Source organism: Pseudodesulfovibrio sp. S3 (assembly GCF_004025585.1).
GTDB lineage: Bacteria > Desulfobacterota > Desulfovibrionia > Desulfovibrionales > Desulfovibrionaceae > Pseudodesulfovibrio.
In genome coordinates this window covers 113684-135061 of sequence record NZ_QTZO01000004.1, presented here as the reverse complement: position 1 = coordinate 135061, position 21378 = coordinate 113684, and the positions used below count along the sequence as shown (strand labels likewise).

The following is a 21378-nucleotide window of genomic DNA, read 5'->3' as shown; positions in this document are numbered from 1 at the left end:
AATGACCGTGGAAGACACCATTGCATTCATCAGACAACTCTACAACGAGCCTGAAGCGTTCATACCGCTGCACGCCCCTGTCTTTGCCGGACGCGAAAAGGAATACCTCGCAGACTGCATAGACACCACATTCGTGTCCAGCGTGGGGCAATACGTGACCCGGTTCGAAGATATGACCAGGGACTTCACCGGCGCCAAAAGGGCCGTGGCCGTGGTCAACGGAACCTGCGGCCTGACCGCGGCCCTGCGCATGGTGGATGTCCTGCCCGGCGACCTGGTCCTGACCCAGGGACTGACCTTCATCGCCACGGCCAACGCCATCACCCACGCCGGGGCAAAACCGATCTTTCTCGACTCCGACCGCGACACCCTGGGCATGAGCCCGGACGCCCTGCGCACCTTCCTGGCAAACCACGACCCGGCCAAAGGACGCATCAGCGCCTGCGTGCCGGTCCACATCGTGGGCCATGCCTGCCGCATTCGAGAAATCTGCGCCATCTGCGAACAGCACGCCATCCCGGTGGTGGAAGACGCAGCCGAAGGCTTGGGCAGTTACCTCGACGGACAGCACCTCGGCACCTTCGGCAAACTCGGCGTACTCAGCTACAACGGCAACAAGACCATCACCACCGGCGGCGGCGGCATGATCCTGGCCAATGACGAAGACATGGGCATCAGGGCCAAACACCTGACCACCACTGCCAAGACCCCGCACCGCTGGGAATTCCGGCACGACGAAATCGGCTGGAACTACCGTATGCCCAACATCAATGCCGCAATCGGCTGCGCCCAGATGGAACGGCTGGATATCCTCCTGGCCGACAAGAAACGCATTGCCGCCGCCTATCGCGACTTTTTCGCGGACAAGCCGGGTATGACCTTTGTGGACGCCCCCGAAGGATGCGATTCGAACTTCTGGCTGAACACGGTCCTTTTCGACGACAAGCAGCAGCGGGACGCCTTCCTGGCCCTTTCCAATGACCGGGACGTCATGACCCGCCCCCTGTGGACACTCATGCCAGACCTGCCCATGTACGCCCGCCATGCCGCTGACGGCCTGCCCAACGCCCGCTTCCTGAGCGATCGCGCCGTCAACCTGCCCAGTGGACCGAGAATAGGGGTGTAAGCATGAACCAGGCACCGATCTTCATCATTGCCGAGGCGGGCGTAAACCACAGCGGCGACATGGAACTGGCCCGCCGCCTGGTCGACGCAGCCGCCCAAGCCGGTGCGGACGCAGTCAAATTCCAGACCTTCAAGGCCAAGGAAATCGTCACTGACTCGGCCACAAAGGCCAGCTACCAGAAGAGCACCTCAGACGCGGACGAATCCCAACTCGCCATGCTCAAAAAGCTGGAACTGGACACAGAGGCCCATGAGATGCTGATCGCCCACTGCCGGAAGCAGGGCATCGAATTTCTCTCCACTCCTTTTGATGGCGACAGCCTGGACATGCTGCTTGAACTCGGCATCTCGACCGTCAAGGTTCCCTCCGGCGAGATCACCAACCTGCCGTACCTGCGCAAGGTCGGAGCCAAAGGCAAGCCGATCATCCTGTCCACGGGCATGACCACGTTGGAAGAAGTCGATGCTGCTGTCGAGATTCTGACCAAAGCCGGAATGCAGGAGCGGCTGATCACCCTGCTCCACTGCAACACCCAGTATCCCACCCCCATCGAGGATGCGAACCTGCGGGCCATGAACACCCTGGCCAAAGCGTTCCCCAACTGCAAGGTGGGATACTCCGACCACACCCTCGGAATCGTTTGTCCCATTGCGGCTGCGGCCATGGGCGCACGCGTGATCGAAAAGCATTTCACCCTGGATAAGTCCATGGAAGGCCCGGACCATGCGGCGTCTCTGGACCCAAAAGAACTCAAGGCCATGGTGGCGGGCATCCGCGACATTGAAACGGGACTGGGCAGCGGCACCAAAGAGCCGAGCGCCAGTGAGAGGGAAAACATCAATATCGCCCGGCGGTTCCTTGTGGCCGCCGTCCCCATTGCCCAAGGCGAACCATTTTCCGAAACCAACGTGACCCCCAAACGAACCGGACAGGGGGGCATCTCCCCCATGCGCTGGGACGAGATCATGAACAAGACCGCTCCCCGCGCCTTCCAACCCGGTGAGGTTATTGAACTATGAAGATTTGTGTATTCACCGGCACCCGTGCCGACTATGGCCTGCTGTCCCCGCTCATGCGCCGCATGGAAGCGGATGCAGACACCGAACTGCTCGTTCTGGTCTCCGGCTCGCACCTGTCCCAACGCCATGGAAACACCGTCAACGCCATCCTGGCCGACGGCTTCACTGTGCACGCCCGCGTTCCCCTCGCCCTGGAGGATGATACGGCTCAGGGCATTGCCACGGCCATGGCCGAAGCCCTTACCGGATGCACCGAAGCCCTCGGAAGACTCAAGCCGGATCTGCTCCTGCTCCTGGGCGACCGTTACGAATGCATTGCCTGCGCCGCAGCCGCCTCACTGCTGCGGATCCCCATTGCCCACATCCACGGTGGGGAACTCACCGAAGGGGCCGTTGACGATTTTTACCGGCACGCCATCACCAAGATGTCCCACCTCCACTTCACATCCTGCGAAAAATACCGGCACCGCGTCATCCAACTGGGTGAACAGCCGGACACCGTCTTCAACGTCGGTGCGCTGGGAGTGGAAAACATCAAGAACGTCCAGCTCATGGACAAGGCCGAACTGGAAGCGGACCTCGGATTCGTCATGGGGGACGCCTGTCTGCTGGTGACCTACCATCCGGCCACGCTCGAACTCGGCCAGAAAGCACAACTGGAAGAATTCTTTTCAGCCCTGGAAACCCTGCTCGCGGAAAATGACACCATCACCGCCCTGATCACCGGCGCCAACGCCGACCGGGGCGGGTCCGCCATTGACGCCCGCGCCGCCAGGCTTGCCGAGGCCTTCCCCAAAAGGACCATGGTCACACCTTCCCTCGGCATGATCCGCTATCTTTCCGCCATGAAACATTGCGTGGCCGTGGTCGGCAACTCCTCGTCCGGCATTCTGGAAGCCCCGAGCCTTCGAGTGCCCACGGTCAACGTCGGCAATAGGCAAAAAGGGCGCGAACAGGCCGGGTCCATCTTCAACTGTCCTGCTGAAGCCGACACCATCGTCAAACGGATCAAACGCGCCATCGAAGCCGCCACAACCCGAGTTGTCAAAGACGTGGTTAACCCCTATGAAAAAGAGGGAACGAGCAAACGCATCCTCGAAGAAATAAAGCAACGAGTTCCATCCACGGCGAAAACCTTTTTCGACATTGAATACAGTCTGCCAAAGGACAAGGAATAGAGCCCATGAAAGATTGGAGAAAAGCTGTACTATCCCCCACCGCCACGGTCCGGGACGCAGCCGAGACCCTGAACCGAGCCTCGTTGCAGATCGTCCTGGTGGCCGAGGAAAACGGTTTTCTCAAGGGCGTCATCACCGACGGCGACATCCGGCGTGGCCTCCTGGCCGGGAAAGGACTGGACGCTCCGGCCGGCGACATCATGCAGACCAGCTTTTTCTCGGCCAGTGAAAACGAAGACCAGGCGACATTGCTGGCCACCATGCGCAAAATGGAATTCCGGCAGGTTCCGCTCCTGGACGACCAAGGCTGCCTTGTCGGGCTGCGTACCCTCATGGACCTGGTCACCCCGATCAAACGGGACAACTGGGTGGTGCTCATGGCCGGCGGCCTGGGCCAGCGGCTCCGCCCCCTGACGGAAGACTGCCCCAAACCGCTGCTGACCGTGGGCAACAAACCGCTGCTCAAGACCATCCTCGACCAATTCGCGGAATACGGTTTCGAAAAATTCTATATCTCTGTCAATTACCGGGCAGAAATGGTCGAAGACTATTTCGGCGACGGTTCCAAGTTCGGCGTTGATATCCGCTACCTGCGGGAAAAGGACCAGCTGGGCACGGCCGGAGCCGTGGGCCTCATGCCCGAAAAACCGGACGCCCCGGTTTTCGTCATGAACGGCGACCTGCTGACCAGAGTGGATTTCCCCGGAATGCTGGCCTTTCACAGGGAGCAGAAAGCCAAAGCCACAATGGCTGTGCGCAGCTTCGACATCCAGGTTCCCTACGGCGTGGTCAGCGTGGAAAATCACCGCATCACCAGGCTTGAGGAAAAACCCACACACAAATTCTTCGTCAACGCAGGCATCTACGTTCTGGACCCGGACGTGGCCGCCGCCATTCCCACGGACCAGTATCTTGACATGCCCACCCTGTTCTCCCAGCTCATGGACCGGGACGAAACCACGGCGGCCTTCCCCATTCACGAGTACTGGATGGACATCGGCCGCAAACAGGACTTCGACCAGGCGAACTGCGACTACGACATGCACTTTCTCATGAAGGAAAACGGGTAGCCATGCACGCCCTGATCATCGGTTACGGCTCCATAGGCGCTCGTCATGCCCACCTGCTCGACAGCATGGGACACAAGGTCATGTGCGTGACCCGGAATACCGATTGCCCTTTTCCCGTCTTCGCCTCCATTGATGCGGCCCTTGAAGAAAACACCCCCTGGCTGGCGATCGTCTCCACCGCCACGGTTGAACACGCCGCAAACCTGCAAGCCCTGCTCGACGCAGACTTCTCAGGCCGCATCCTGATCGAGAAGCCCCTGTTCGAGACCATCCACGACCCCAAGCCCACTCCCGGCGACAACGTGTTCGTGGCCTACAATCTCCGCTTTCATCCCATTGTCACCCGCACACGGGAGCTGCTCGCGGGCCTGACCATTCTCAATGCCCAATTCCACGTCGGCCAATACCTGCCCGACTGGCGGCCCGGCACCGACTATTCGGCCAGCTACTCGGCCAGCCGCGCCAAGGGCGGGGGCGTCCTGCGAGACCTTTCCCATGAACTCGATCTGGCCCAGTTCCTGCTCGGCGGCTGGCAAAGGGCCACCGCCATCGGCGGAAATTTCAGCGAACTCGCCATCGACTCGGACGACCAGTTTTCCGTGCTCATGCAGACCCGACACTGCCCGGCCGTATCCCTGCACATGGACTATCTGAGCCACACTGCCCGCCGGGGTTTTGACATCACCTGTGCCGGGCTCAGCCTGCGCGCGGACCTCATTGCCGGGACCCTGATGGTCAACGGTGTTGTCGAGGACTACCCCACCCACCGGAACACCACGTATGAACGCCAGCTCGAAGCCCTGGTCAACGACGACCCGACCCCCTGCTCCTATGAACAGGGTCTTGCCGTGGTCGCCCTGATCGAAGCCATCGAGGAAAGCGCGGATAAAGGAATATGGGTCTCCACACCATGAAACGTTACGGATTCATCTTTGCGCGGGGCGGCTCCAAGGGCGTACCCGGCAAGAACATAAAACCGCTGGGCGGCTTGCCGCTCATCGGCCATGCCATCAGGGCGGGCCAGGAATCGGGTATGCTCGACCGGATCATCGTATCCACCGACGATACCCAAATCGCGCGGATTGCCAGGGATCTGGGGGCAGAGGCCCCGTTCAAGCGCCCAGAGGAACTGGCCCAGGACACGAGCCCGGAATGGCTGGCCTGGCAACACGCCGTGGATCAGATGGACGTCTTCGACACCTTTGTCTCCCTGCCCTGCACCTCGCCCATGCGAATCGGGGAGGACGTGAAAAACTGTATCGAGCTTTTCGAGCTGGGAGACTGCGACGTGGTGGTCACGGCCAGGGAAGCGGAACGCCACCCGTCCTTCAATATGGTCACCCTTGATGAAAACGGGTTTGCTGCCATTGCCATGCCTCCCCAAAAACACATCTCACGCCGCCAGGACGCACCCGCCGTGTTCGATCTGACCACCGTGTGCTACGTCACCACCCCTGAGTTCATCCGCCGACACAGCGGTGTATTTCAGGGCCGGGTCAAGGCCGCAATCATCCCCGCCGAGCGCGCACTGGACATCGACACCGAACTGGATTTCGCCTTTGCCGAATTCATGATGGAGCGAAACAAATGAAGAGCATCCGAGAACTGATGAATCTTTCCGGCCGCACGGCCCTGATCACCGGCGGAGCAGGACACATCGGCCGCGCCTTTTGCGACACCCTGGCCGAGGCCGGGGCCAATGTAGCCGTCCTGGACATGGACACGGACCGCGTCCAAACGACCGCAACCGAACTGGCACAGACTTTCCAGGTCAAGACCATGAGCCTGACAGTGAATCTGGCTGACGAGTCCGCCGTGGTCAAGGCCCCCAAACAGGTCGTCGAAAAGTTGGGCGGGCTGGACATCCTGGTCAACTGCGCAGCCTTTGTGGGCACTTCCAACCTCTCCGGATGGGTCACGGATTTCGAAAATCAGTCTGTCGCCACATGGCGTGCGGCCCTGGAAACCAATCTGACAGCCGCCTTTGCCCTGATCCAGGCGGCCACCCAGTTCTTACGCACCTCAGGCCATGGATCGATCATCAACATAGGCTCCACCTACGGCGTGGTCGGCCCGGACATGTCCCTGTACGAAGGCACCGCAATGGGCAACCCTGCGGCCTATGCCGCCTCCAAGGGCGGCCTGACCCAGCTCACCCGCTGGCTGGCCACCACCCTGGCTCCCCACATCCGGGTCAACTGCATCAGCCCCGGCGGCATCGCCCGCGGCCAGGACGAAAAATTCACCAAACGCTACATAGCCCGCACCCCCATGAAACGCATGGGCACCGAAGAAGACATGAAGGGCACGCTGCTCTATCTCGCCAGCGATTTGTCTTCCTATGTCACAGGCCAAAACATCCTGGTGGATGGCGGCTGGACAGCCTGGTAAACTAGTGCCTATGCTCTGCGCATACCAAATAGAGACCATCAACCGGGAACTGGACGGCATCCTGTACTTTGCACTGCATCTTGCAGCCAAAGGACTGCCCATGCTCGTGGGAGACAGGATGGTCAGCAGATATGTACTTGGTCACAACAATCCGGTCATCTGGTTCGACAAGGATCAGCACAAAAAAACAAATGAGCGCATCCTGGCTAAAGGCGGCGTGGTTCTGAACATCAACGCCGAAGGCCAGGGCTTTGTGGATCAACCTGCAGAGATGCAACGAAATTTCGCTAAGGTTATCGACTACGTAACCACTCTCTGCGTCTGGGGCGATAAACAAGCGAACACCCTGCGCGGCATCGTTCCTATTGAAAAACAAGATCGTATTGCCGTCACAGGTCACCCCGCCTTTGATCTTGTGGCTCCCAAGTTCACCCCCTATTTCGAAAATCCTGCCATCAAGGATGAACACGGCGAAGACTACATCCTGATCAACACCAGCTTCGCCATGTTCAATCACCAGATGGGTTTCGACTACTACGTCAAAATGCTTAGCAAAATGGACGAGTGGAAGATTTACGGTTCCTCGGACCACCTGGCCTATCTGGAGATTCGTCGGGCCCACCAGGAAAGAACCGCTCTAGCGTTCATTGATCTGGCCAAAACACTGTCCAAACAATTCCCGGATCGGCACATCATCATCCGGCCCCACCCCGGCGAAGGAAAGCAGTTTTATCTAGATCGCGTGGGAAGTCCGAACATTATCGTAACCAAAGACGGCTCGGCTCGGGAGTGGATTGCCTCTGCTGCAGCGGTAGTCCACCATGATTGCACCACCGGCATGGAAGCCATGCTCATGGGCAAACTCGTCCTGCAGTACGAACCGTATGAAGGAACAGAAGGGTCGGCCACTCTGATGACCGGCATAGGACAGAGGGTCACCTCACCGATCGAAGCGATCGCTCATATCGAGCAGGGAACCATGCCGGAAAAAACTGGCCAGGCACTCCGGGACAAACTCGCTCCCTACCTGCAGAACATCAACGCCAATGCAGCAGCCACCATTGCGGACATGGCCGCAACTCATGCGGACACCACCACATGGCTGCCCGAACCGCTCGGCCTCTGGGGCAATGTGAAATGCTGGCGAAAATACTTGAGCAAGCTGCTTCGTGCTAAACAGCCTGGGCGCAACGGTCGCAAGGTTCAGTACGCATTGAATAAGTTTTCCAGATTGCACAAGACAGAGGTAGAACGCAGGCTCAAGGGACTCAGGGAGGCAGAACCGACCCTGCCCGAGGTTTCAGTGCAACAACTCTGCCTGAACACCTTCCTGATAAAGCCGCTCGACAGCTAGCCCTACTTGTCCTGGTTCTTCTTGTCGTCCTGACGGTTCTTGAAGGTGATTGAGGCGAGACAACCAGCCAGGCCGCCGAGCACCACGGCCTTGCCCGGGGCCATCATGCCCGTGAAGCTGAAGAGGTAACCGGCGGCTGCACCTGCGATGATCCCCTTTGCCAGGGCGTCGATCCAACGCATAAAATCTCTGGAATCATCATCCATGGTTCACTCCATGATAGGCTTATGAAAAAAAGCGACAAGACGGAATCTTATCTTGCCATTGCATCGACTCGACAGCGGCATATCATCATAAAACACACCTGAAGACAAGTAATACCAAGCTTTTCACCTTTTCAACTGCTAATCAAAATAGTACCGCCTTCTACTTGACATTGATTCTCAACGTCATTATTACCTTTCTGTCCGGCAAATATTCCGGGCAAAACTTTGAGGGAAGTGAAATCATGCTCGACACCATCATAGTGGCAGCTATAGTGATCATAGCTGCCGTATTCGTAGCCAGAAGGCTTTTGAAGCCCTTCATATCCAAGAATGCCTCATGCGGCTGTAGCGGCTGCGGGCAGTCCGGATCGTGCTCCACCATCCAGGGCAACCCGAACACGCCCGGTTGCAGCGGGAAAAAGTAATTTTTAGACTTAAAGTTGATATGAACTATCAACAAAACAAATTTGAGGTACATTCAATGGCTCAAGACATGTGCTTACGAAAAGCCAAGGTCAATCAGAAACTCAAGATCAAGACCGTATCCGCCGACGGCGAACTCGGTCGCCGTATCCGCGACCTGGGACTGATCCCCGGAACCGAATTCCGCGTCATAGGCAAGGCCCCCCTGCGCGACCCCGTGGCCCTGCGGCTGAGGGATTTCACCCTGACCTTGCGCAACAGCGAGGCCGACCACATCACTGTCACCCCGCTGGAGGATTAACGCATGGGTAAATATATCATCGGCATCGCGGGCAATCCAAACTGCGGCAAGACCACCATGTTCAACGCCCTTACCGGCGCACGGCAACATGTTGCCAACTGGCCGGGGGTAACCGTCGAGAAAAAAGTCGGCCACATCAAAACCGGAATCGATTCCATTGAACTGGTGGACCTCCCCGGCACCTATTCCCTGACCGCCTATACACAGGAAGAACTGGTGGCCCGCAATTTCCTGGTGGAGGAACGGCCTGCTGCCGTCATCGACGTCATGAACGCCAACGCCCTGGAACGGAACCTTTATCTGGCCGTCCAGATAATGGAGCTTGGAGTCCCGCTAGTCCTCGGCCTGAACATGATGGACGAGGTGCACACATCGGGAAAACAGATCGACAGCGAACGACTGGCCAAGCTTTCCGGGTGCACCGTGGTCGAAACCGTGGCCCGCAGCGGTCAGGGTGCTTCCCACCTCCTTGAAGCCACCTTGGAACTGGCCAGGAACAACCAGGGCGAGTGGACTCCCCTGAACATCACCTACGGCCCTGACCTGGACCCGGTCCTCGACCAAATGCAAAAACTCATCGAAGCCGAGAACTTCCTGACCGACAAGGTCCCGTCCCGCTGGACCGGCATCAAATATCTGGAACGGGACGAAGACGTGATTATCCGAGGACGCATGGCCAACACCGGATTGTCCGACAAGCTAGAGGCCATGGCCAAGGAAGTGTCGGCACACACGGAAAAAACCCTCAACGCCAAACCCGACGCATTGATCGCCGACCACCGCTACGGCTTTATCGCCAGCATAATCAAGGACGTGGTCTCCTATCCGATTCTGGACGCCGACCGCATCTCGCGCTCCGACAAGATGGACAAGGTGCTGACCCACCAGTTCCTCGGCCCGGCCATCATGCTCGGCATCGTCTACCTGATCTACAAGGTGACTTTTTCCCTCGGCGAAATACCCATGGGCTGGCTGGAAATGTTCTTCGGTTGGCTAGGCGATGCAGCAACGGCCGCCCTGCCGGAAGGACTCCTGCAGTCCCTTATCGTTTCCGGCATCATCGACGGCGTAGGCGGGGTGCTCGGATTCGTACCGCTGATCATGCTGATGTTCCTGATGATTTCCGCCCTTGAAGATTCCGGGTACATCGCCAGAATGGCCTACATGCTCGACCGCGTGTTCAAAATCTTCGGTCTGCACGGCACCTCGGTGCTGCCCTTCATCGTCTCAGGCGGCATTGCCGGAGGCTGCGCCGTCCCCGGCGTCATGGCTGCCCGCACCCTGCGCAGCCCCAAGGAAAAGCTGGCCACCTTGTTCGTGGCTCCATACATGACCTGCGGCGCAAAAGTTCCTGTCTTCCTGATGCTGGCCGCGGCCTTTTTCCCGAACCATTCCGCCACGGTCATGCTGGTCATCACGTTGAGCGCCTGGGCCATGGCCCTGATAGTGGCCCGAGTCCTTCGCTCCACGGTCATCAAAGGCGCATCCACTCCGTTCGTCATGGAATTGCCGCCCTACCGGATGCCCACCCTGCAGGGCGTGCTCATCCACACTTGGGAGCGTACCTGGGAATATGCCAAGAAGGCGGGTACCGTCATCCTCGGCATCTCCATTCTCATCTGGGCCATGATGACCTTCCCGCAACTGCCCGAGGACCGTCTCGCCTACTATGAAGCCCAACGGGCCTCTGCCCAGTCCGGGGAGCAGGTCACAGACATCGACAACGCCGAAGCCGAAGAGGCCATCCGCCATACTGCGGCCGGACGAGTGGGAACCGCTCTTGAACCAGTCTCCCAACTGGCCGGATTCAACTGGCGTGTGAACATTGCCCTGACCGGCGGCGTTGCGGCCAAGGAAGTCATTGTCTCCACCCTGGGAACAGCCTATTCTCTGGGAGAAGTCGATGCGGAGGATTCCCAACCCCTGGCGATGAAGCTGGTGGCCGACCCCCTGTTCACCCCAGCTTCGGCCATTGCCCTCATCATATTCACCATGCTCTATGCGCCTTGCTTCGTGACCGTGGTTACCATGGCCCGTGAATCGAGCTGGGGTTGGGCCGCGTTCAGCGTAATCGGCTCCACCACCTTGGCCTTCGGCATGGCGGTCCTGGCCTTCAACGTTTCCAAGGCATTCTTGTAACCTCCTCACCATATGGCATTCAGGGAGTCCCTCGGGGCTCCCTTTTCTTTTGGCAAAATATCCCCTATGGTCCGCTCTGTAAAAATTGTATACATACGCTTTCAAAAACTGCCCGACCCCAAAAACAGCCATAGCAACGGCAGCGTAGAGACAAAACCACTCCTCCTACAATCAATAAAACAAAATCAATCGTATGAACGTAATTTTCGTCAATTCGACACGTAAATGGGGCGGGGTCAAAACATGGTCTATCGATATGGCACAAGCCATTCGCCAGATGGGTCACAAGAGCGGTATTGTCGGAAGACCCGGTCCATTCGTAGACAAAGCCCGCAGCCTAGAGATTTCGGCCTGGGACCATGCATTCGGCTTCGACTTCAATCCAGCCTCCATAGCCTTTTTCCTCAACCTGTTCAAAAAACAAAGACCAGATGCAGTCGTCTGCAATATCTCAAAAGATCTGCGGACAGCTGGTGTCGCGGCACGGCTTGCCGGGATCCCCATAATCCAGCACCTGGGATCTCCCGGCGATGTGAAAAACAATTTCAAAACCAGACTGACCCAACGGCTATTGCGACCATGCCTCCTGGCATGTAGCGATTATGTCCGTCAAAGGCTGCTGCAATCCGTCCCCCTCTACCAGTCCTGTATATTCGACTATATCTTTCCCGGCACCCGGATCAATCCCGTCCCACCAGAAACAGTTCGGACGCCCAAAGTAATCATCGCCACCAGTCAGCTCAACCAAGACAAGCGGCATATGGATCTGCTTGAAGCGCTAGCCGCACTCAACAAAAACGGCTACGAATTCCGTTGTATAATCGTCGGCACAGGCAAAGACGAATACAACCTCAAACAAGCCTGCCACAGGCTCGGACTGGACGAACTCGTTGAATGGACAGGATTCGTCACGGACGTGCGTGCGCAACTGCAACGGGCCGACATATTCGTGTTGCCCACCGGCTGCGAACCGCTCGGCATCGCCCTGGAGGAAGCCATGGCAAACGGCTTGGTCCCGATAGCGCGCAACATCGGCGGCCCCACGGAAATCTGGCATCCTCAATGGACCAATCTGCTCATTGAACCATTGAGTAACGAAATAGGATTCCAACAAGCCATTGCCGGGTTGCTGGACATGGCTGATGTGGACCTTCTGGCATTAAAGCGGGATTTTCACACCCATGCCGGCAAGACGTTCTCCCAGGAAGGACAAGCGAAACGACTCCTGACCTGGCTGGAACAATGCATCTGAACCGGCACAAGGCAAGGGAATAATGGCCAAAATCATTCTAATACTGAAAGAACTCCTGCACGATGCGGTCGCCGCCAGCCTGGAGCTGTTCAAAGTCATGGTCCCGATCCTCATCTTGGTCAAAATCCTTCAGGAACTGGGACTGATCACGTATCTCGCCTGGCCTCTTGAGCCCGTCATGAGGCTTGTGGGCCTTCCCGCCGAGATGGGCCTTGTCTGGGCTTCCGCCATCATCAACAACATATACACCGGCATGATCGTCCTGGCCTCCCTTACAGGCGACACCCCTTTGACGGCGGCCCAGGCCACCGTCCTCGCCGTGCTCATGCTGGTGGCGCACGGTTTGCCGGTCGAATGCGCCATTTCCCGCAAATCAGGAGCGAGATTCCTGTTTCAGGCGGTTGCCCGTCTGGCAGGGGCCTTTATTCTCGCCTGGCTGCTCCACCTGATCTATTCCGCCACCGGCACCCTCCAGACCCCAGCCAAGATGCTGTTCACGGTAGAAACAGCCGACCCGTCAATTACGGCCTGGATCATCGGACAAGTGAAAAACATGGTCTCCATCATGTTCATCATCCTTGGCCTGTTGGCCCTGATGCGCGTTCTCTACGCCATCAAGGCCATCGACCTCATGAACAGGATTTTGCGCCCGCTGCTCAACTTCATCGGAATTGGTCCCAAGGCCTCCGCCATCACGGTCATAGGCCTGACCATGGGTCTTTCTTACGGCGGCGGACTGATCATCAACGAAGCCAGGAACGGCAAGGTGAGCAAGGAAGACATTTTCTACTCTCTCACGCTCATGGGATTGTGCCATTCCCTGATCGAAGACACCCTGCTCCTCATACTCATAGGGGGCCATATGAGCGGGATTTTCTGGGGTCGACTCATATTCGCCATCATAGCCATGGCCGGCACCGTCCAGATCGTTCGCAAAATGCCGAAGCATATACAGACCACCTACTTATGGGTGGAAAAATAAACCTTTAACCGCAAGGAGATATCCATGTCGCAAATCAAACTCATCCATACCGAAAACGCTCCGGCTGCGGTCGGTCCCTATTCCCAGGCAACCACTGCCAACGGCTTGCTGTTCGTGTCCGGCCAGCTCGGCATCATCCCCGGCCAGGGCAAACTGGCTGAAGGATTCAAGGCCCAGACCCGACAGGCCCTGGAAAACATGAAGACCATCGTCGAGGCAGCAGGATCCTCCCTGGACAAAGTTCTGGCAGTCGACGTATTCGTCATGGATATGGGCCGCTTTGCAGACCTCAACGCCATTTATTCCGAATATTTCACCGACCACAAACCTGCCCGCGCAGCCATACAGGTGGGCGGACTCCCCCTGGGCGGCCTGGTAGAACTCAAATGCGTGGCGACAACAGACTAAAACCCTTCACAAGCCAAGGCCTGTCACGGAAAGTTTACTTGACAGGGCTTTGTGAAAACGGATACCCAAAAAACATGCACAACATCACCGCCCGTTTCTTTTTCTTTTTTAGCTTTTATTTCAGAAACACCTGCGGTCTTGGTGTGCGCTAGTTTTAATCAAACGAAAAAACACAACCAAAGAGGCCGCGGGGAAATCCGCGGCCTCTTTTATTTTGGGCCGCAACCCGGCCAAAAAGCAAGGAGCAGCACCATGCATCTCGGAAAAGCCATTCGTCTCGAAAGGATCATGAACCGCAATAACGGCCGCACCATCGTGGTCCCTCTGGATCACGGCGTCACTGTGGGCCCCATCTACGGACTTATCGACCTGCGCGACACCGTCAACCAAGTGGCCGAAGGCGGTGCCAATGCCATGCTCATGCACAAGGGTATTCCCCGCTGTTCCCACCGTGCCGGCGGTAAAGACATCGGGCTGATCATTCACCTGTCCGCATCCACAGTCCTGTCCCCGTTCCCCAATGCCAAGACCCTGGTCGGCTCGGTCACGGACGCCATCAAACTCGGTGCGGATGCCGTATCCATACACGTCAACCTGGGCGACGAGACCGAAATGCAGATGTTGTCCGACCTGGGCTCTCTCTGCTCCGAGGCGTCGGAATGGGGCATGCCGGTACTGGCCATGGTATATGCGCGCGGCCCAAAAATTAAAAATGAATACGACCCGCAGATAGTGGCGCACTGCGCCCGCGTGGGCGTGGAGTTGGGTGCGGACATTGTCAAGGTCAACTACACCGGCGACACTGAATCATTCTCGAAAGTGGTGGAAGGCTGCTGTGTCCCCGTAGTCATAGCCGGAGGCCCGAAGCTCGAAAGCGAACGCGACCTGGTACAGATGGTCTACGATTCGATCCAGGCCGGCGGTTCCGGCCTCTCGGTGGGGAGAAACATCTTCCAGCACACTGCCCCATCCAAGATTGTGGCCGCGCTGAACAAGGTAGTGCACGAAAACTGGGATGTGGATGCCGCCATGGAATTACTGTAACCGTTCCATGTCGTTCCGGCTGCTGCCGTAGGCTTGAAGCCTGCGGCGGCAACCGGGGTAACGGAAACTACTTTTTATTACCACCCGGATAGTCATTGAACTCAACCTGGACGGTATCAAGATACCGGGCCAAATGCTCAACCTGCTCCTTTGCCGCCTGCAAATCCCGAGCATTGGCAGCAAGCTCGATCCCATGACCGATGTCGCCCATCCCCTTGAACCCATAGCCGCTACCGGTTCCCTTTGCAGTGTGGCCCAACCGAACCAACTCTTCGAAATCCAGGACGGCAAGCGCTCCCTGCATTGCTTCCAGATCCTTGTGCGAGACATCGAAGAAACGATCCAGCAATTCTCCGAGATCAGGATCTATACGTTCTATTATCGGATATTTCGGCATTCATGCTTCCGAAGTGCAGTTCAATGCACTTGGTTGAGTTTCTGAAAATTAGAATATATAAATATTAATTATTAGCAGTCATTTAGTGCCAGTCAATTATAAACAGAATTAATCCACTATGCTGCGATCCGTTGCCCTAACCATACTTCTTATCCTTACGGGCTCCTGCACAAGGTATGATGCCGTACGCCTGGCTCGGGCCGCCGCCACCGGCAACCCGGCAGCGGCTGCCGAGGCACTGGCCCGCGACAAGGCCGTGGGCTATGCCACCAATCCGGCTGCGCTCGGCAACGATCTGAAGAATTTTTCAAAACTGATCGAATCCTTCATCGAATCCATCGCAGGGGTCTGGGGTGACGACAACGTACGAATTCCCGAACCAAAACAGTACGTGAAATACACGGACAATTACCTGTCCCGTGCCAGTGTGGACTTTGACACCGGACAAATCACCGTAGAAACCTTGGCCACCGAGAACCCCCTTGGAAGCCTGCGAAACGCCATCGTCACCACCCTGCTCACCCCTGGCGACCCGCGCGCCGTTGACCTCTATTCCGCCAAAACCGTCAAACTCGGCGACACCCCGTTTCTCCTGGGCGAAGTCAAGGACTCTGAGAACAAGAATATCCGATGGGCCTGGCGGGCTGAACAATTTGCCGATCACCTCATTGGGCATGACCTCAGGACCCGCACCGTCAAGGGGAAAACCGCCCATTACGTGACCATTCCCATGGTCAGGGATCACCTGAACATCAGAGCGGGCAAATACCGGAATCTGGTCACAAGTGCGGCAAAACGATTCAACGTCAGTAAAAACCTGATCTATGCGATTATGCAGGTGGAATCGGACTTCAACCCGTTTGCCATCAGTCCGGCCATGGCCGTGGGTCTCATGCAGGTGGTCCCTGCCACCGCAGGAAGCGACGTTTACAACTACCTGCACGGCAAGCAGGGGCAGCCCTCGCGGGACGACCTGTTCCGGCCAACCACCAACATTACCTACGGCACGGCCTATCTCCACCTGCTCCAGACCCGATTTCTGGCGGATATAAATGACCCCGTGTCTCGGGAGTACTGCATGATCGCCGGATACAACGGCGGGGCCGGCTCGGTTCTGCGAACATTCGACAAGAACAAGAAGCGCGCGGCTTCAACCATCAACAGCCTGCCACCAGCCAAGGTTTACGACACCCTGCGCTCACAGCTTCCCCATGACGAAACAAAACGCTATCTTGGCAAGGTTCTTGAAGCCAAGAAGCAGTTCGTCAACTTCTAGTCACCCCACACCATGCCCATACAAGAAACACTCACGTCCATCGGACTTCGGATCACCGAGTTGATCAACGATTTATTTCCAGGTATGCCGCCGGAATACATCCGCTATGCCGGGGCCGGGCTGCTGGCTTTCCTGGCCCTGACCCTGCTCATCGTCGCACTGCGCCTTCTGGCTCGCCCCAAGGCACGAAACATCCATTCAACCCGATCCGCCATCCCTCACCTGCTCCAACAGAAAGGAGTTGTGATCGACGTGCAGGCGGGTCCTGACGACGAAACCGTTTCAGTAAGATGCGTCATAACCTCGGCCAAATCCGGCAAGATCAAATGCGAAATCATCGAGCGTCTCGACGTGATCAAAACACGCCCAGGCAATGACCTTGTCTGTGTATTCGCTCCATTGAAGACCAGAGACGGCAAGGTGAACTCCTTCACCGCCTTGCTTGTTGAATCCGACCGAACAGGGCGTTCGAAAAATCAACTGATTCTGTCCGGTCCCACGGACTTCGCCATGATTCCCAGACGCAAATACAGCCGCAAACGCGTGGCCGACCAACAGTTCATCAGGGTCAAACTCTGGATGGAAAACCCGGAATCATCAGACCTTGAGTTCGAAGACGCCATGCCGCAGATCGGTGTCAATTCCTTTGCCTCGGGCGGCAAGGACCAGAACGCCAATGCTGTCATCAACATCTCCGACGGCGGCATCGGATTGAACGTTCTCAACCGACTGCTGCCTGAAACGTGCACCCAGGATACCCCCGTGGTCATGAACCTGTTCATGTTCAACTTCAGGGAAAAGACCTTCAAGCCATACTGGTATGCCGGACTTGTCCGCTCCATGGAGGAAGGCCGTCCCGGCTTCACCCGCATCGGCATCGAATTCACGGCTACGGCCCAGGCCGACCCGACCACGGGCCGACTGCTCTGGGGCGACATGTAGAAACCGACAATACTGACAACAAAGACAAAGCCCCGGCCATTGACCGGGGCTTTGTCTTTTGGATGTATACGAAGATCAACCTTTCTTGCTGACGAATCGTTCAGTAGCCAATTTCGGGATATTACCGGAACCGACACTGTAACCGGCAATACGACGATTCTGTTTTTTCATGCTGGTCAAATCCTGCCTCAAGCTCTTATGCAGCCGTTTGGCTTCACCGGTAATTTCTTCATGAAGGGATTTCAGCGCTCTTAGCGTGTCAGCCAGATCGTTCAGATTATCACGAGACAACCCTTTGACGGCCTCATCAACAATCTGCCCACGAGACTCGGCAAGCTTCTCCGCTTCGAACACGTCCCCCTTGATCAGCAATTGGAGCTCCTTCTGACCAATGGACATGGCTTTTTCCAGCATCTGGCGGCGCTGTCTCATATCTATCTCTTCGCGGTTCGGATATCGTCTCGAATGTGCTTGATGACTTTTTTCCATTTTTCCACCGCAGGCAGAAATTCGTATTCAATCAGATCGGCCAGCAGAATCCAGTCCTCGTTTTCCAGGACAGTTCCCATTTCGGTAAACAGAGTGTTCAACTCTTCGGCATTCTGCAAATAATCAACATGATCCTTCAGGGAATATTCGTCACGCAGGACGCCGATCATGTTCAGGAAATTACGAATGACATCAATGAGATCCTGATACGTCTCCAGGGCCTCGGCATCGTCTGCCTGGCGGAAAAGCTGGGTCACGCGCTTGCCGCCCTCAGCCATGATGTTCACGACCTTGTAGAGTTCAAGAGTAATCTCCACGGCCATGTCTTCAGTGGCCATGGTCACGATCTCGACGCTTTCCACTTCGGACATCTCGATGTCCTCGGCCTGGTGAGGATAGATTTCGGTAAAGGGTTGTTCGTTGACCTTGACATCGGTCACGATACGATCCTCAAGGTGACCGTCTTCGACCACTTTATTGAAAACCTGTTCCAGGTTCTCGAAATTCTGCGAACCAATGTCATATTGTTTGCCGTCAATAATGATCATGTTGATCTCCTTCTCCAAAGGGTATGACAATATTTGCCGTTTAATCCGGTGTTGACCGGATCATTCAAAATCCATGCCGTCTAGGAAAACTCATCAAGCAGAGAGGACATCAACGCCGAGTAGCGTTCGGCAAGATCAAGAAGCGCACCGAAATCGCCTCCTTGCTGCTGCGTCTGAAACACCCACAACAATCCAAGGATATTCAACGACTTATTCGATGAGAAAATGGACTGCAAACGCTGCCAGGAAGCCAGAAATTTGTTTTTTGCCTGAGGGCGGGGATTCTTTTGCAATAGCATACCCTGCTGGGAAAGCAGAAAAAGCATGTCCCGCGCATTCGTCAATGTTTTGGATATTTCCGCTCGCATTTCCGGCCGAATGCACCCGCCTAGACCTGTTCTTGCCGGTTTGACCCGACCATCGAGGAATGCGCTGAAATGAACCCGTTGCAAGCCGATCCAGGCGGCCCGGTCCGTTGCGTCGTGCCCCGAAAGCGGAACGAGTTCCATGAAACCGTCCTCGCCTGTTCGGGTGCACCAAGCCCTGGCGCCAAGGGACGAGTCCACCTTATCGCCACCAAGCAACGAGGCCGCATACGCATACATGGCTTCGGGTTTCACGGCCCTGCGACAGGACTCTCCATGAAGACACGGCTTGCCGAATTCACAGGGATGACAGTCCATGTCCGGCTCCAGACAGATATTGCCGGAACGATACGGCCCGGTATCCCACGGCTGAGCCGTTGCCAGAAAAACCGCACACAAAGGCACACCCAACCCCGCAGCCAGATGCATGGTGCCGGTGTCGTTGGTCAGCAACATCCTGGACCTGACCAGGATGCCAGCCAGTTCGGCCAGAGAGGTCCGTCCGATACAATTGATATAGGGAAAATCAACCTGTCCGGCAAACCGGCCGCCCAACGCCGTTTCGGCCTTCGTGCCAAGCAGGACAGGTATCAATCCGTCCCGCTCGTGAAACATGCGGGCAACAGCCGCGAAATTCTCCACGGGCCAGCGGCGACGATCTTCACTGGCCCCCATCTGCAAGGCAATAAATCCTGTTCCCTTGTCCACAGCCTGTCCCAACAACTGGTCAGCCCGTGCCAGCGCGACTTCATCGGGTACGGCCAAATTCAGAGAATTCCCTTCCCGGTCCAATCCTGCCGTTCGCCGAAAAAGATCACAGATGTTGAACGGGCTGGCTCCACGATTGGCTCCGGCCATTTGGAGGAAGGCGGCCCAGGATGAGGTGTCCGCGTTGAATCCGAACTCGTCCACCGTAAATCCCCTGGTCACACCGCTTTCCGGCGTCAGGTCGAACGCCAGGAGTCTGGATGCCACCGAGGGCGTCAGATTGATGGTAATATCAGGTAAAAACGTATCAAAAACATGCTGCCTGAACGCCGCAACATCCCGGACAGCCAGCCGCCAATCACTGTCCAGCCCGGAAAGCAGTCCGGCGCCGGGAAAGGAAAAGACCCGTTCCACCCCTTTCAGCAGGGATGTGGCCGACACGAAATTTTCAAGACAGGCCAGCCCGATCCGATGACCGCGCTCCCTGAGGCCTGCAATCACGGGCTGCGTCTGGATCAGGTCGCCGAATCGGGTCAGATTGATAAGCAGAACATTCACGATCCGTATCCTTACATTATATACTTAACACCGTCGAAAAGTTGCCGTTCTAACATGTGTTGCAATATTAAAGCCTATTTCACAGTCCGGTCCCGGCCTGAACCAGGCGAACCAACTTCTCCACGGCCTGAATAGCTGCTTTGAGTCGCTGTTTTTCTTCGGCATCCAGGGCCGTGGGGTTCACGTAGTTATGCGGCGGAACGCCTGCCCGGTCGCACTCAAGCCCGATCTCCAACCGCTTCCGCTGAAGATATTCCCAGGCGTCCAGCAGTCCCTCTCCATGCCGTTTCGAAACATGCCCGGCCTCGGCCAGGACGCGGATACGGTCGCAGGTATTGGCAGGAAACAGATTATATTTGAGCGCCAGGATACGAGCGCTGTTGGTCAGGTGGGCCAGCACGCTGTTCTTGATGTTGAGAAACCCGTGCCACAGCCCCTCCTTCTCCGTGACGAACGCCCCGAAAAAGGTCAGGGGCAGCCGATAGTCGGTCAATTCCCGGATGAGCAGGGAAACGGCAATGGGTTTGGCGCGCACGTATTCCCATAACCGTTCACGCAGACGCCTGACGTCCTCTTCCGCGCCGAAAACAGCCTTGAAGTCAAGGATGAGGCCGGATTGCCACGGTCCCTTTTCCGCCGGATTGGACAACCAGTTGGTCAACCTGGCCAACCAGACATCAAAGTCCCCTCTCCACTCTTCATTGCTGATCATCACCCCGCCGTCACAGAGCGACAGCCCCGCGCCGTCCAGGGCAATGACAACGGATTGGGTGCAGTCATCCAGTTCTTCGGGATCGGGAGAAACCGCCATGAGCAACCCGTTGTCCTGATCGGATCCGAGAACCTGCTCCTCGCGGCCACCGGAACCGAATTCCAGGAAAGTGCATTCCCTGAGCCAAGGATACTCCAGGGCGTGCGCCTCAAGCACAGCCATGATCACGTCACGGTTGAACAGGGTGAGCCGCTTGCAGGTCTGTTCAGCGGTCATTCCCTGGTCAAGCCACTCCTGCACCAGCTCCAAACGGGTTCTACTGATGCCGACCAATTTGCCCTCACGGGCCATGATCAACAGCTCGGCATCAAGTCCCCTGGGTATCCCCAGACCACCGTTCATGGACCGTTTACCGTCTGATTCGCTGCTCACTGCACACTCCGAAGCGTTTTTCCCTGACCGTTGACCGGAAAAAACCACCCGTTTGCCG

General features: G+C 56.9%; 23 protein-coding genes. 17 read left to right on the top strand and 6 right to left on the bottom strand.

Annotated features, from left to right (window positions below; all coding sequences use genetic code 11):
* Position 1: 1 nt before the first annotated feature.
* Genes DWB63_RS06035 through DWB63_RS06000 form a run of 8 tightly spaced genes read left to right on the top strand, consistent with a single transcriptional unit; the run spans position 2 to position 8138 of the window.
* Positions 2 to 1126: a LegC family aminotransferase gene (locus DWB63_RS06035; protein ID WP_128327919.1), complete on the top strand. Its 1125-nt coding sequence runs from the start codon at positions 2 to 4 to the stop codon at positions 1124 to 1126.
* A 2-nt stretch (positions 1127 to 1128) separates the two neighbouring features.
* Positions 1129 to 2145, top strand: coding sequence for an N-acetylneuraminate synthase (neuB, locus tag DWB63_RS06030; RefSeq protein ID WP_128327918.1), 1017 nt, complete (start codon positions 1129 to 1131; stop codon positions 2143 to 2145).
* Complete coding sequence (gene neuC / locus DWB63_RS06025; RefSeq protein WP_128327917.1) at positions 2142 to 3323, top strand: UDP-N-acetylglucosamine 2-epimerase; 1182 nt, start codon at positions 2142 to 2144, stop codon at positions 3321 to 3323. The genes neuB and neuC overlap by 4 nt, the downstream gene beginning before the upstream one ends.
* A gap of 5 nt (positions 3324 to 3328) precedes the next feature.
* Positions 3329 to 4393, top strand: coding sequence for a nucleotidyltransferase family protein (locus tag DWB63_RS06020; protein WP_128327916.1), 1065 nt, complete (start codon positions 3329 to 3331; stop codon positions 4391 to 4393).
* 2 nt (positions 4394 to 4395) lie between these two features.
* Complete coding sequence (locus DWB63_RS06015) at positions 4396 to 5307, top strand: Gfo/Idh/MocA family oxidoreductase (protein WP_128327915.1); 912 nt, start codon at positions 4396 to 4398, stop codon at positions 5305 to 5307.
* Positions 5304 to 5984, top strand: coding sequence for an acylneuraminate cytidylyltransferase family protein (locus DWB63_RS06010; RefSeq protein ID WP_128327914.1), 681 nt, complete (start codon positions 5304 to 5306; stop codon positions 5982 to 5984). Before DWB63_RS06015 ends, DWB63_RS06010 begins: the two co-directional genes overlap by 4 nt.
* Positions 5981 to 6784 carry an SDR family oxidoreductase gene (locus DWB63_RS06005; RefSeq protein WP_128327913.1) on the top strand — a complete coding sequence of 268 codons (804 nt, stop codon included), beginning with the start codon at positions 5981 to 5983 and terminating at the stop codon, positions 6782 to 6784. Before DWB63_RS06010 ends, DWB63_RS06005 begins: the two co-directional genes overlap by 4 nt.
* A 10-nt stretch (positions 6785 to 6794) precedes the next feature.
* Positions 6795 to 8138, top strand: a complete 1344-nt coding sequence (locus DWB63_RS06000) for a surface carbohydrate biosynthesis protein (protein ID WP_164879790.1) — start codon at positions 6795 to 6797, stop codon at positions 8136 to 8138.
* Between the two features lie 2 nt (positions 8139 to 8140).
* On the opposite strand, the gene DWB63_RS05995 is transcribed toward DWB63_RS06000, so the two are convergent.
* The gene (locus DWB63_RS05995) at positions 8141 to 8344 is read right to left on the bottom strand and encodes a hypothetical protein (protein WP_128327911.1); all 204 of its coding nucleotides are present in this window, start codon (positions 8342 to 8344) and stop codon (positions 8141 to 8143) included.
* 164 nt (positions 8345 to 8508) lie between these two features.
* On the opposite strand from DWB63_RS05995, the gene DWB63_RS05990 reads away from it, so the two are divergent.
* The 7 genes from DWB63_RS05990 (at position 8509) to DWB63_RS05960 (ending at position 14893) form a co-directional block, all read left to right on the top strand.
* Complete coding sequence (locus DWB63_RS05990) at positions 8509 to 8769, top strand: FeoB-associated Cys-rich membrane protein (RefSeq protein ID WP_241648659.1); 261 nt, start codon at positions 8509 to 8511, stop codon at positions 8767 to 8769.
* Positions 8770 to 8825: 56 nt separating this feature from the next.
* Positions 8826 to 9068: a FeoA family protein gene (locus DWB63_RS05985; RefSeq protein ID WP_128327909.1), complete on the top strand. Its 243-nt coding sequence runs from the start codon at positions 8826 to 8828 to the stop codon at positions 9066 to 9068.
* Between the two features lie 3 nt (positions 9069 to 9071).
* Positions 9072 to 11207: a ferrous iron transport protein B gene (feoB, locus tag DWB63_RS05980; RefSeq protein WP_128327908.1), complete on the top strand. Its 2136-nt coding sequence runs from the start codon at positions 9072 to 9074 to the stop codon at positions 11205 to 11207.
* A 193-nt stretch (positions 11208 to 11400) separates the two neighbouring features.
* On the top strand, positions 11401 to 12459 hold the full coding sequence (locus DWB63_RS05975) for a glycosyltransferase (RefSeq protein WP_128327907.1): 1059 nt from the start codon (positions 11401 to 11403) through the stop codon (positions 12457 to 12459).
* A 22-nt stretch (positions 12460 to 12481) separates the two neighbouring features.
* Entirely contained in the window at positions 12482 to 13441 is a 960-nt protein-coding gene (locus tag DWB63_RS05970) for a nucleoside recognition domain-containing protein (protein WP_128327906.1), read from the top strand.
* A gap of 24 nt (positions 13442 to 13465) precedes the next feature.
* Positions 13466 to 13849, top strand: coding sequence for a Rid family detoxifying hydrolase (locus tag DWB63_RS05965; protein ID WP_128327905.1), 384 nt, complete (start codon positions 13466 to 13468; stop codon positions 13847 to 13849).
* A 252-nt stretch (positions 13850 to 14101) separates the two neighbouring features.
* On the top strand, positions 14102 to 14893 hold the full coding sequence (locus DWB63_RS05960) for a 2-amino-3,7-dideoxy-D-threo-hept-6-ulosonate synthase (protein ID WP_128327904.1): 792 nt from the start codon (positions 14102 to 14104) through the stop codon (positions 14891 to 14893).
* A gap of 67 nt (positions 14894 to 14960) precedes the next feature.
* Here the strand turns inward: DWB63_RS05960 and DWB63_RS05955 are convergent, their stop codons facing one another.
* On the bottom strand, positions 14961 to 15290 hold the full coding sequence (locus DWB63_RS05955) for an Hpt domain-containing protein (protein ID WP_128327903.1): 330 nt from the start codon (positions 15288 to 15290) through the stop codon (positions 14961 to 14963).
* A gap of 118 nt (positions 15291 to 15408) precedes the next feature.
* On the opposite strand from DWB63_RS05955, the gene mltC reads away from it, so the two are divergent.
* A complete protein-coding gene (gene mltC / locus DWB63_RS05950) occupies positions 15409 to 16566 on the top strand; it encodes a membrane-bound lytic murein transglycosylase MltC (RefSeq protein ID WP_128327902.1) in 1158 nt (385 codons plus the stop codon).
* Positions 16567 to 16578: 12 nt separating this feature from the next.
* Positions 16579 to 17508, top strand: coding sequence for a hypothetical protein (locus DWB63_RS05945; RefSeq protein WP_128327901.1), 930 nt, complete (start codon positions 16579 to 16581; stop codon positions 17506 to 17508).
* A gap of 75 nt (positions 17509 to 17583) precedes the next feature.
* Here DWB63_RS05945 and DWB63_RS05940 read toward each other — a convergent pair whose 3' ends face one another.
* The 4 genes from DWB63_RS05940 to DWB63_RS05925 form a co-directional block, all read right to left on the bottom strand.
* Positions 17584 to 17940 carry a hypothetical protein gene (locus DWB63_RS05940; RefSeq protein WP_128327900.1) on the bottom strand — a complete coding sequence of 119 codons (357 nt, stop codon included), beginning with the start codon at positions 17938 to 17940 and terminating at the stop codon, positions 17584 to 17586.
* 2 nt (positions 17941 to 17942) lie between these two features.
* On the bottom strand, positions 17943 to 18545 hold the full coding sequence (locus tag DWB63_RS05935) for a hypothetical protein (RefSeq protein ID WP_128327899.1): 603 nt from the start codon (positions 18543 to 18545) through the stop codon (positions 17943 to 17945).
* Between the two features lie 80 nt (positions 18546 to 18625).
* The gene (locus DWB63_RS05930; RefSeq protein ID WP_128327898.1) at positions 18626 to 20176 is read right to left on the bottom strand and encodes a glycosyltransferase family 9 protein; all 1551 of its coding nucleotides are present in this window, start codon (positions 20174 to 20176) and stop codon (positions 18626 to 18628) included.
* A 79-nt stretch (positions 20177 to 20255) separates the two neighbouring features.
* Positions 20256 to 21320 carry a putative nucleotidyltransferase substrate binding domain-containing protein gene (locus DWB63_RS05925; protein ID WP_241648658.1) on the bottom strand — a complete coding sequence of 355 codons (1065 nt, stop codon included), beginning with the start codon at positions 21318 to 21320 and terminating at the stop codon, positions 20256 to 20258.
* Between the last annotated feature and the right edge of the window lie 58 nt (positions 21321 to 21378).

What these genes read in the sequence shown, in the direction of transcription:
- DWB63_RS05935 (WP_128327899.1), bottom strand. Translation starts at nt 18,545, where the DNA reads ATGATCATTATTGACGGCAAACAATATGACATTGGTTCGCAGAATTTC.
- DWB63_RS05970 (WP_128327906.1), top strand. Translation starts at nt 12,482, where the DNA reads ATGGCCAAAATCATTCTAATACTGAAAGAACTCCTGCACGATGCGGTC.
- DWB63_RS06000 (WP_164879790.1), top strand. Translation starts at nt 6,795, where the DNA reads ATGCTCTGCGCATACCAAATAGAGACCATCAACCGGGAACTGGACGGC.
- DWB63_RS05960 (WP_128327904.1), top strand. Translation starts at nt 14,102, where the DNA reads ATGCATCTCGGAAAAGCCATTCGTCTCGAAAGGATCATGAACCGCAAT.
- DWB63_RS06020 (WP_128327916.1), top strand. Translation starts at nt 3,329, where the DNA reads ATGAAAGATTGGAGAAAAGCTGTACTATCCCCCACCGCCACGGTCCGG.
- neuB (WP_128327918.1), top strand. Translation starts at nt 1,129, where the DNA reads ATGAACCAGGCACCGATCTTCATCATTGCCGAGGCGGGCGTAAACCAC.
- DWB63_RS05945 (WP_128327901.1), top strand. Translation starts at nt 16,579, where the DNA reads ATGCCCATACAAGAAACACTCACGTCCATCGGACTTCGGATCACCGAG.
- feoB (WP_128327908.1), top strand. Translation starts at nt 9,072, where the DNA reads ATGGGTAAATATATCATCGGCATCGCGGGCAATCCAAACTGCGGCAAG.
- DWB63_RS06015 (WP_128327915.1), top strand. Translation starts at nt 4,396, where the DNA reads ATGCACGCCCTGATCATCGGTTACGGCTCCATAGGCGCTCGTCATGCC.
- DWB63_RS06005 (WP_128327913.1), top strand. Translation starts at nt 5,981, where the DNA reads ATGAAGAGCATCCGAGAACTGATGAATCTTTCCGGCCGCACGGCCCTG.
- DWB63_RS05985 (WP_128327909.1), top strand. Translation starts at nt 8,826, where the DNA reads ATGGCTCAAGACATGTGCTTACGAAAAGCCAAGGTCAATCAGAAACTC.
- DWB63_RS05940 (WP_128327900.1), bottom strand. Translation starts at nt 17,940, where the DNA reads ATGAGACAGCGCCGCCAGATGCTGGAAAAAGCCATGTCCATTGGTCAG.
- DWB63_RS06010 (WP_128327914.1), top strand. Translation starts at nt 5,304, where the DNA reads ATGAAACGTTACGGATTCATCTTTGCGCGGGGCGGCTCCAAGGGCGTA.
- neuC (WP_128327917.1), top strand. Translation starts at nt 2,142, where the DNA reads ATGAAGATTTGTGTATTCACCGGCACCCGTGCCGACTATGGCCTGCTG.
- DWB63_RS05955 (WP_128327903.1), bottom strand. Translation starts at nt 15,290, where the DNA reads ATGCCGAAATATCCGATAATAGAACGTATAGATCCTGATCTCGGAGAA.
- DWB63_RS05995 (WP_128327911.1), bottom strand. Translation starts at nt 8,344, where the DNA reads ATGGATGATGATTCCAGAGATTTTATGCGTTGGATCGACGCCCTGGCA.
- DWB63_RS05975 (WP_128327907.1), top strand. Translation starts at nt 11,401, where the DNA reads ATGAACGTAATTTTCGTCAATTCGACACGTAAATGGGGCGGGGTCAAA.
- mltC (WP_128327902.1), top strand. Translation starts at nt 15,409, where the DNA reads ATGCTGCGATCCGTTGCCCTAACCATACTTCTTATCCTTACGGGCTCC.
- DWB63_RS06035 (WP_128327919.1), top strand. Translation starts at nt 2, where the DNA reads ATGACCGTGGAAGACACCATTGCATTCATCAGACAACTCTACAACGAG.
- DWB63_RS05965 (WP_128327905.1), top strand. Translation starts at nt 13,466, where the DNA reads ATGTCGCAAATCAAACTCATCCATACCGAAAACGCTCCGGCTGCGGTC.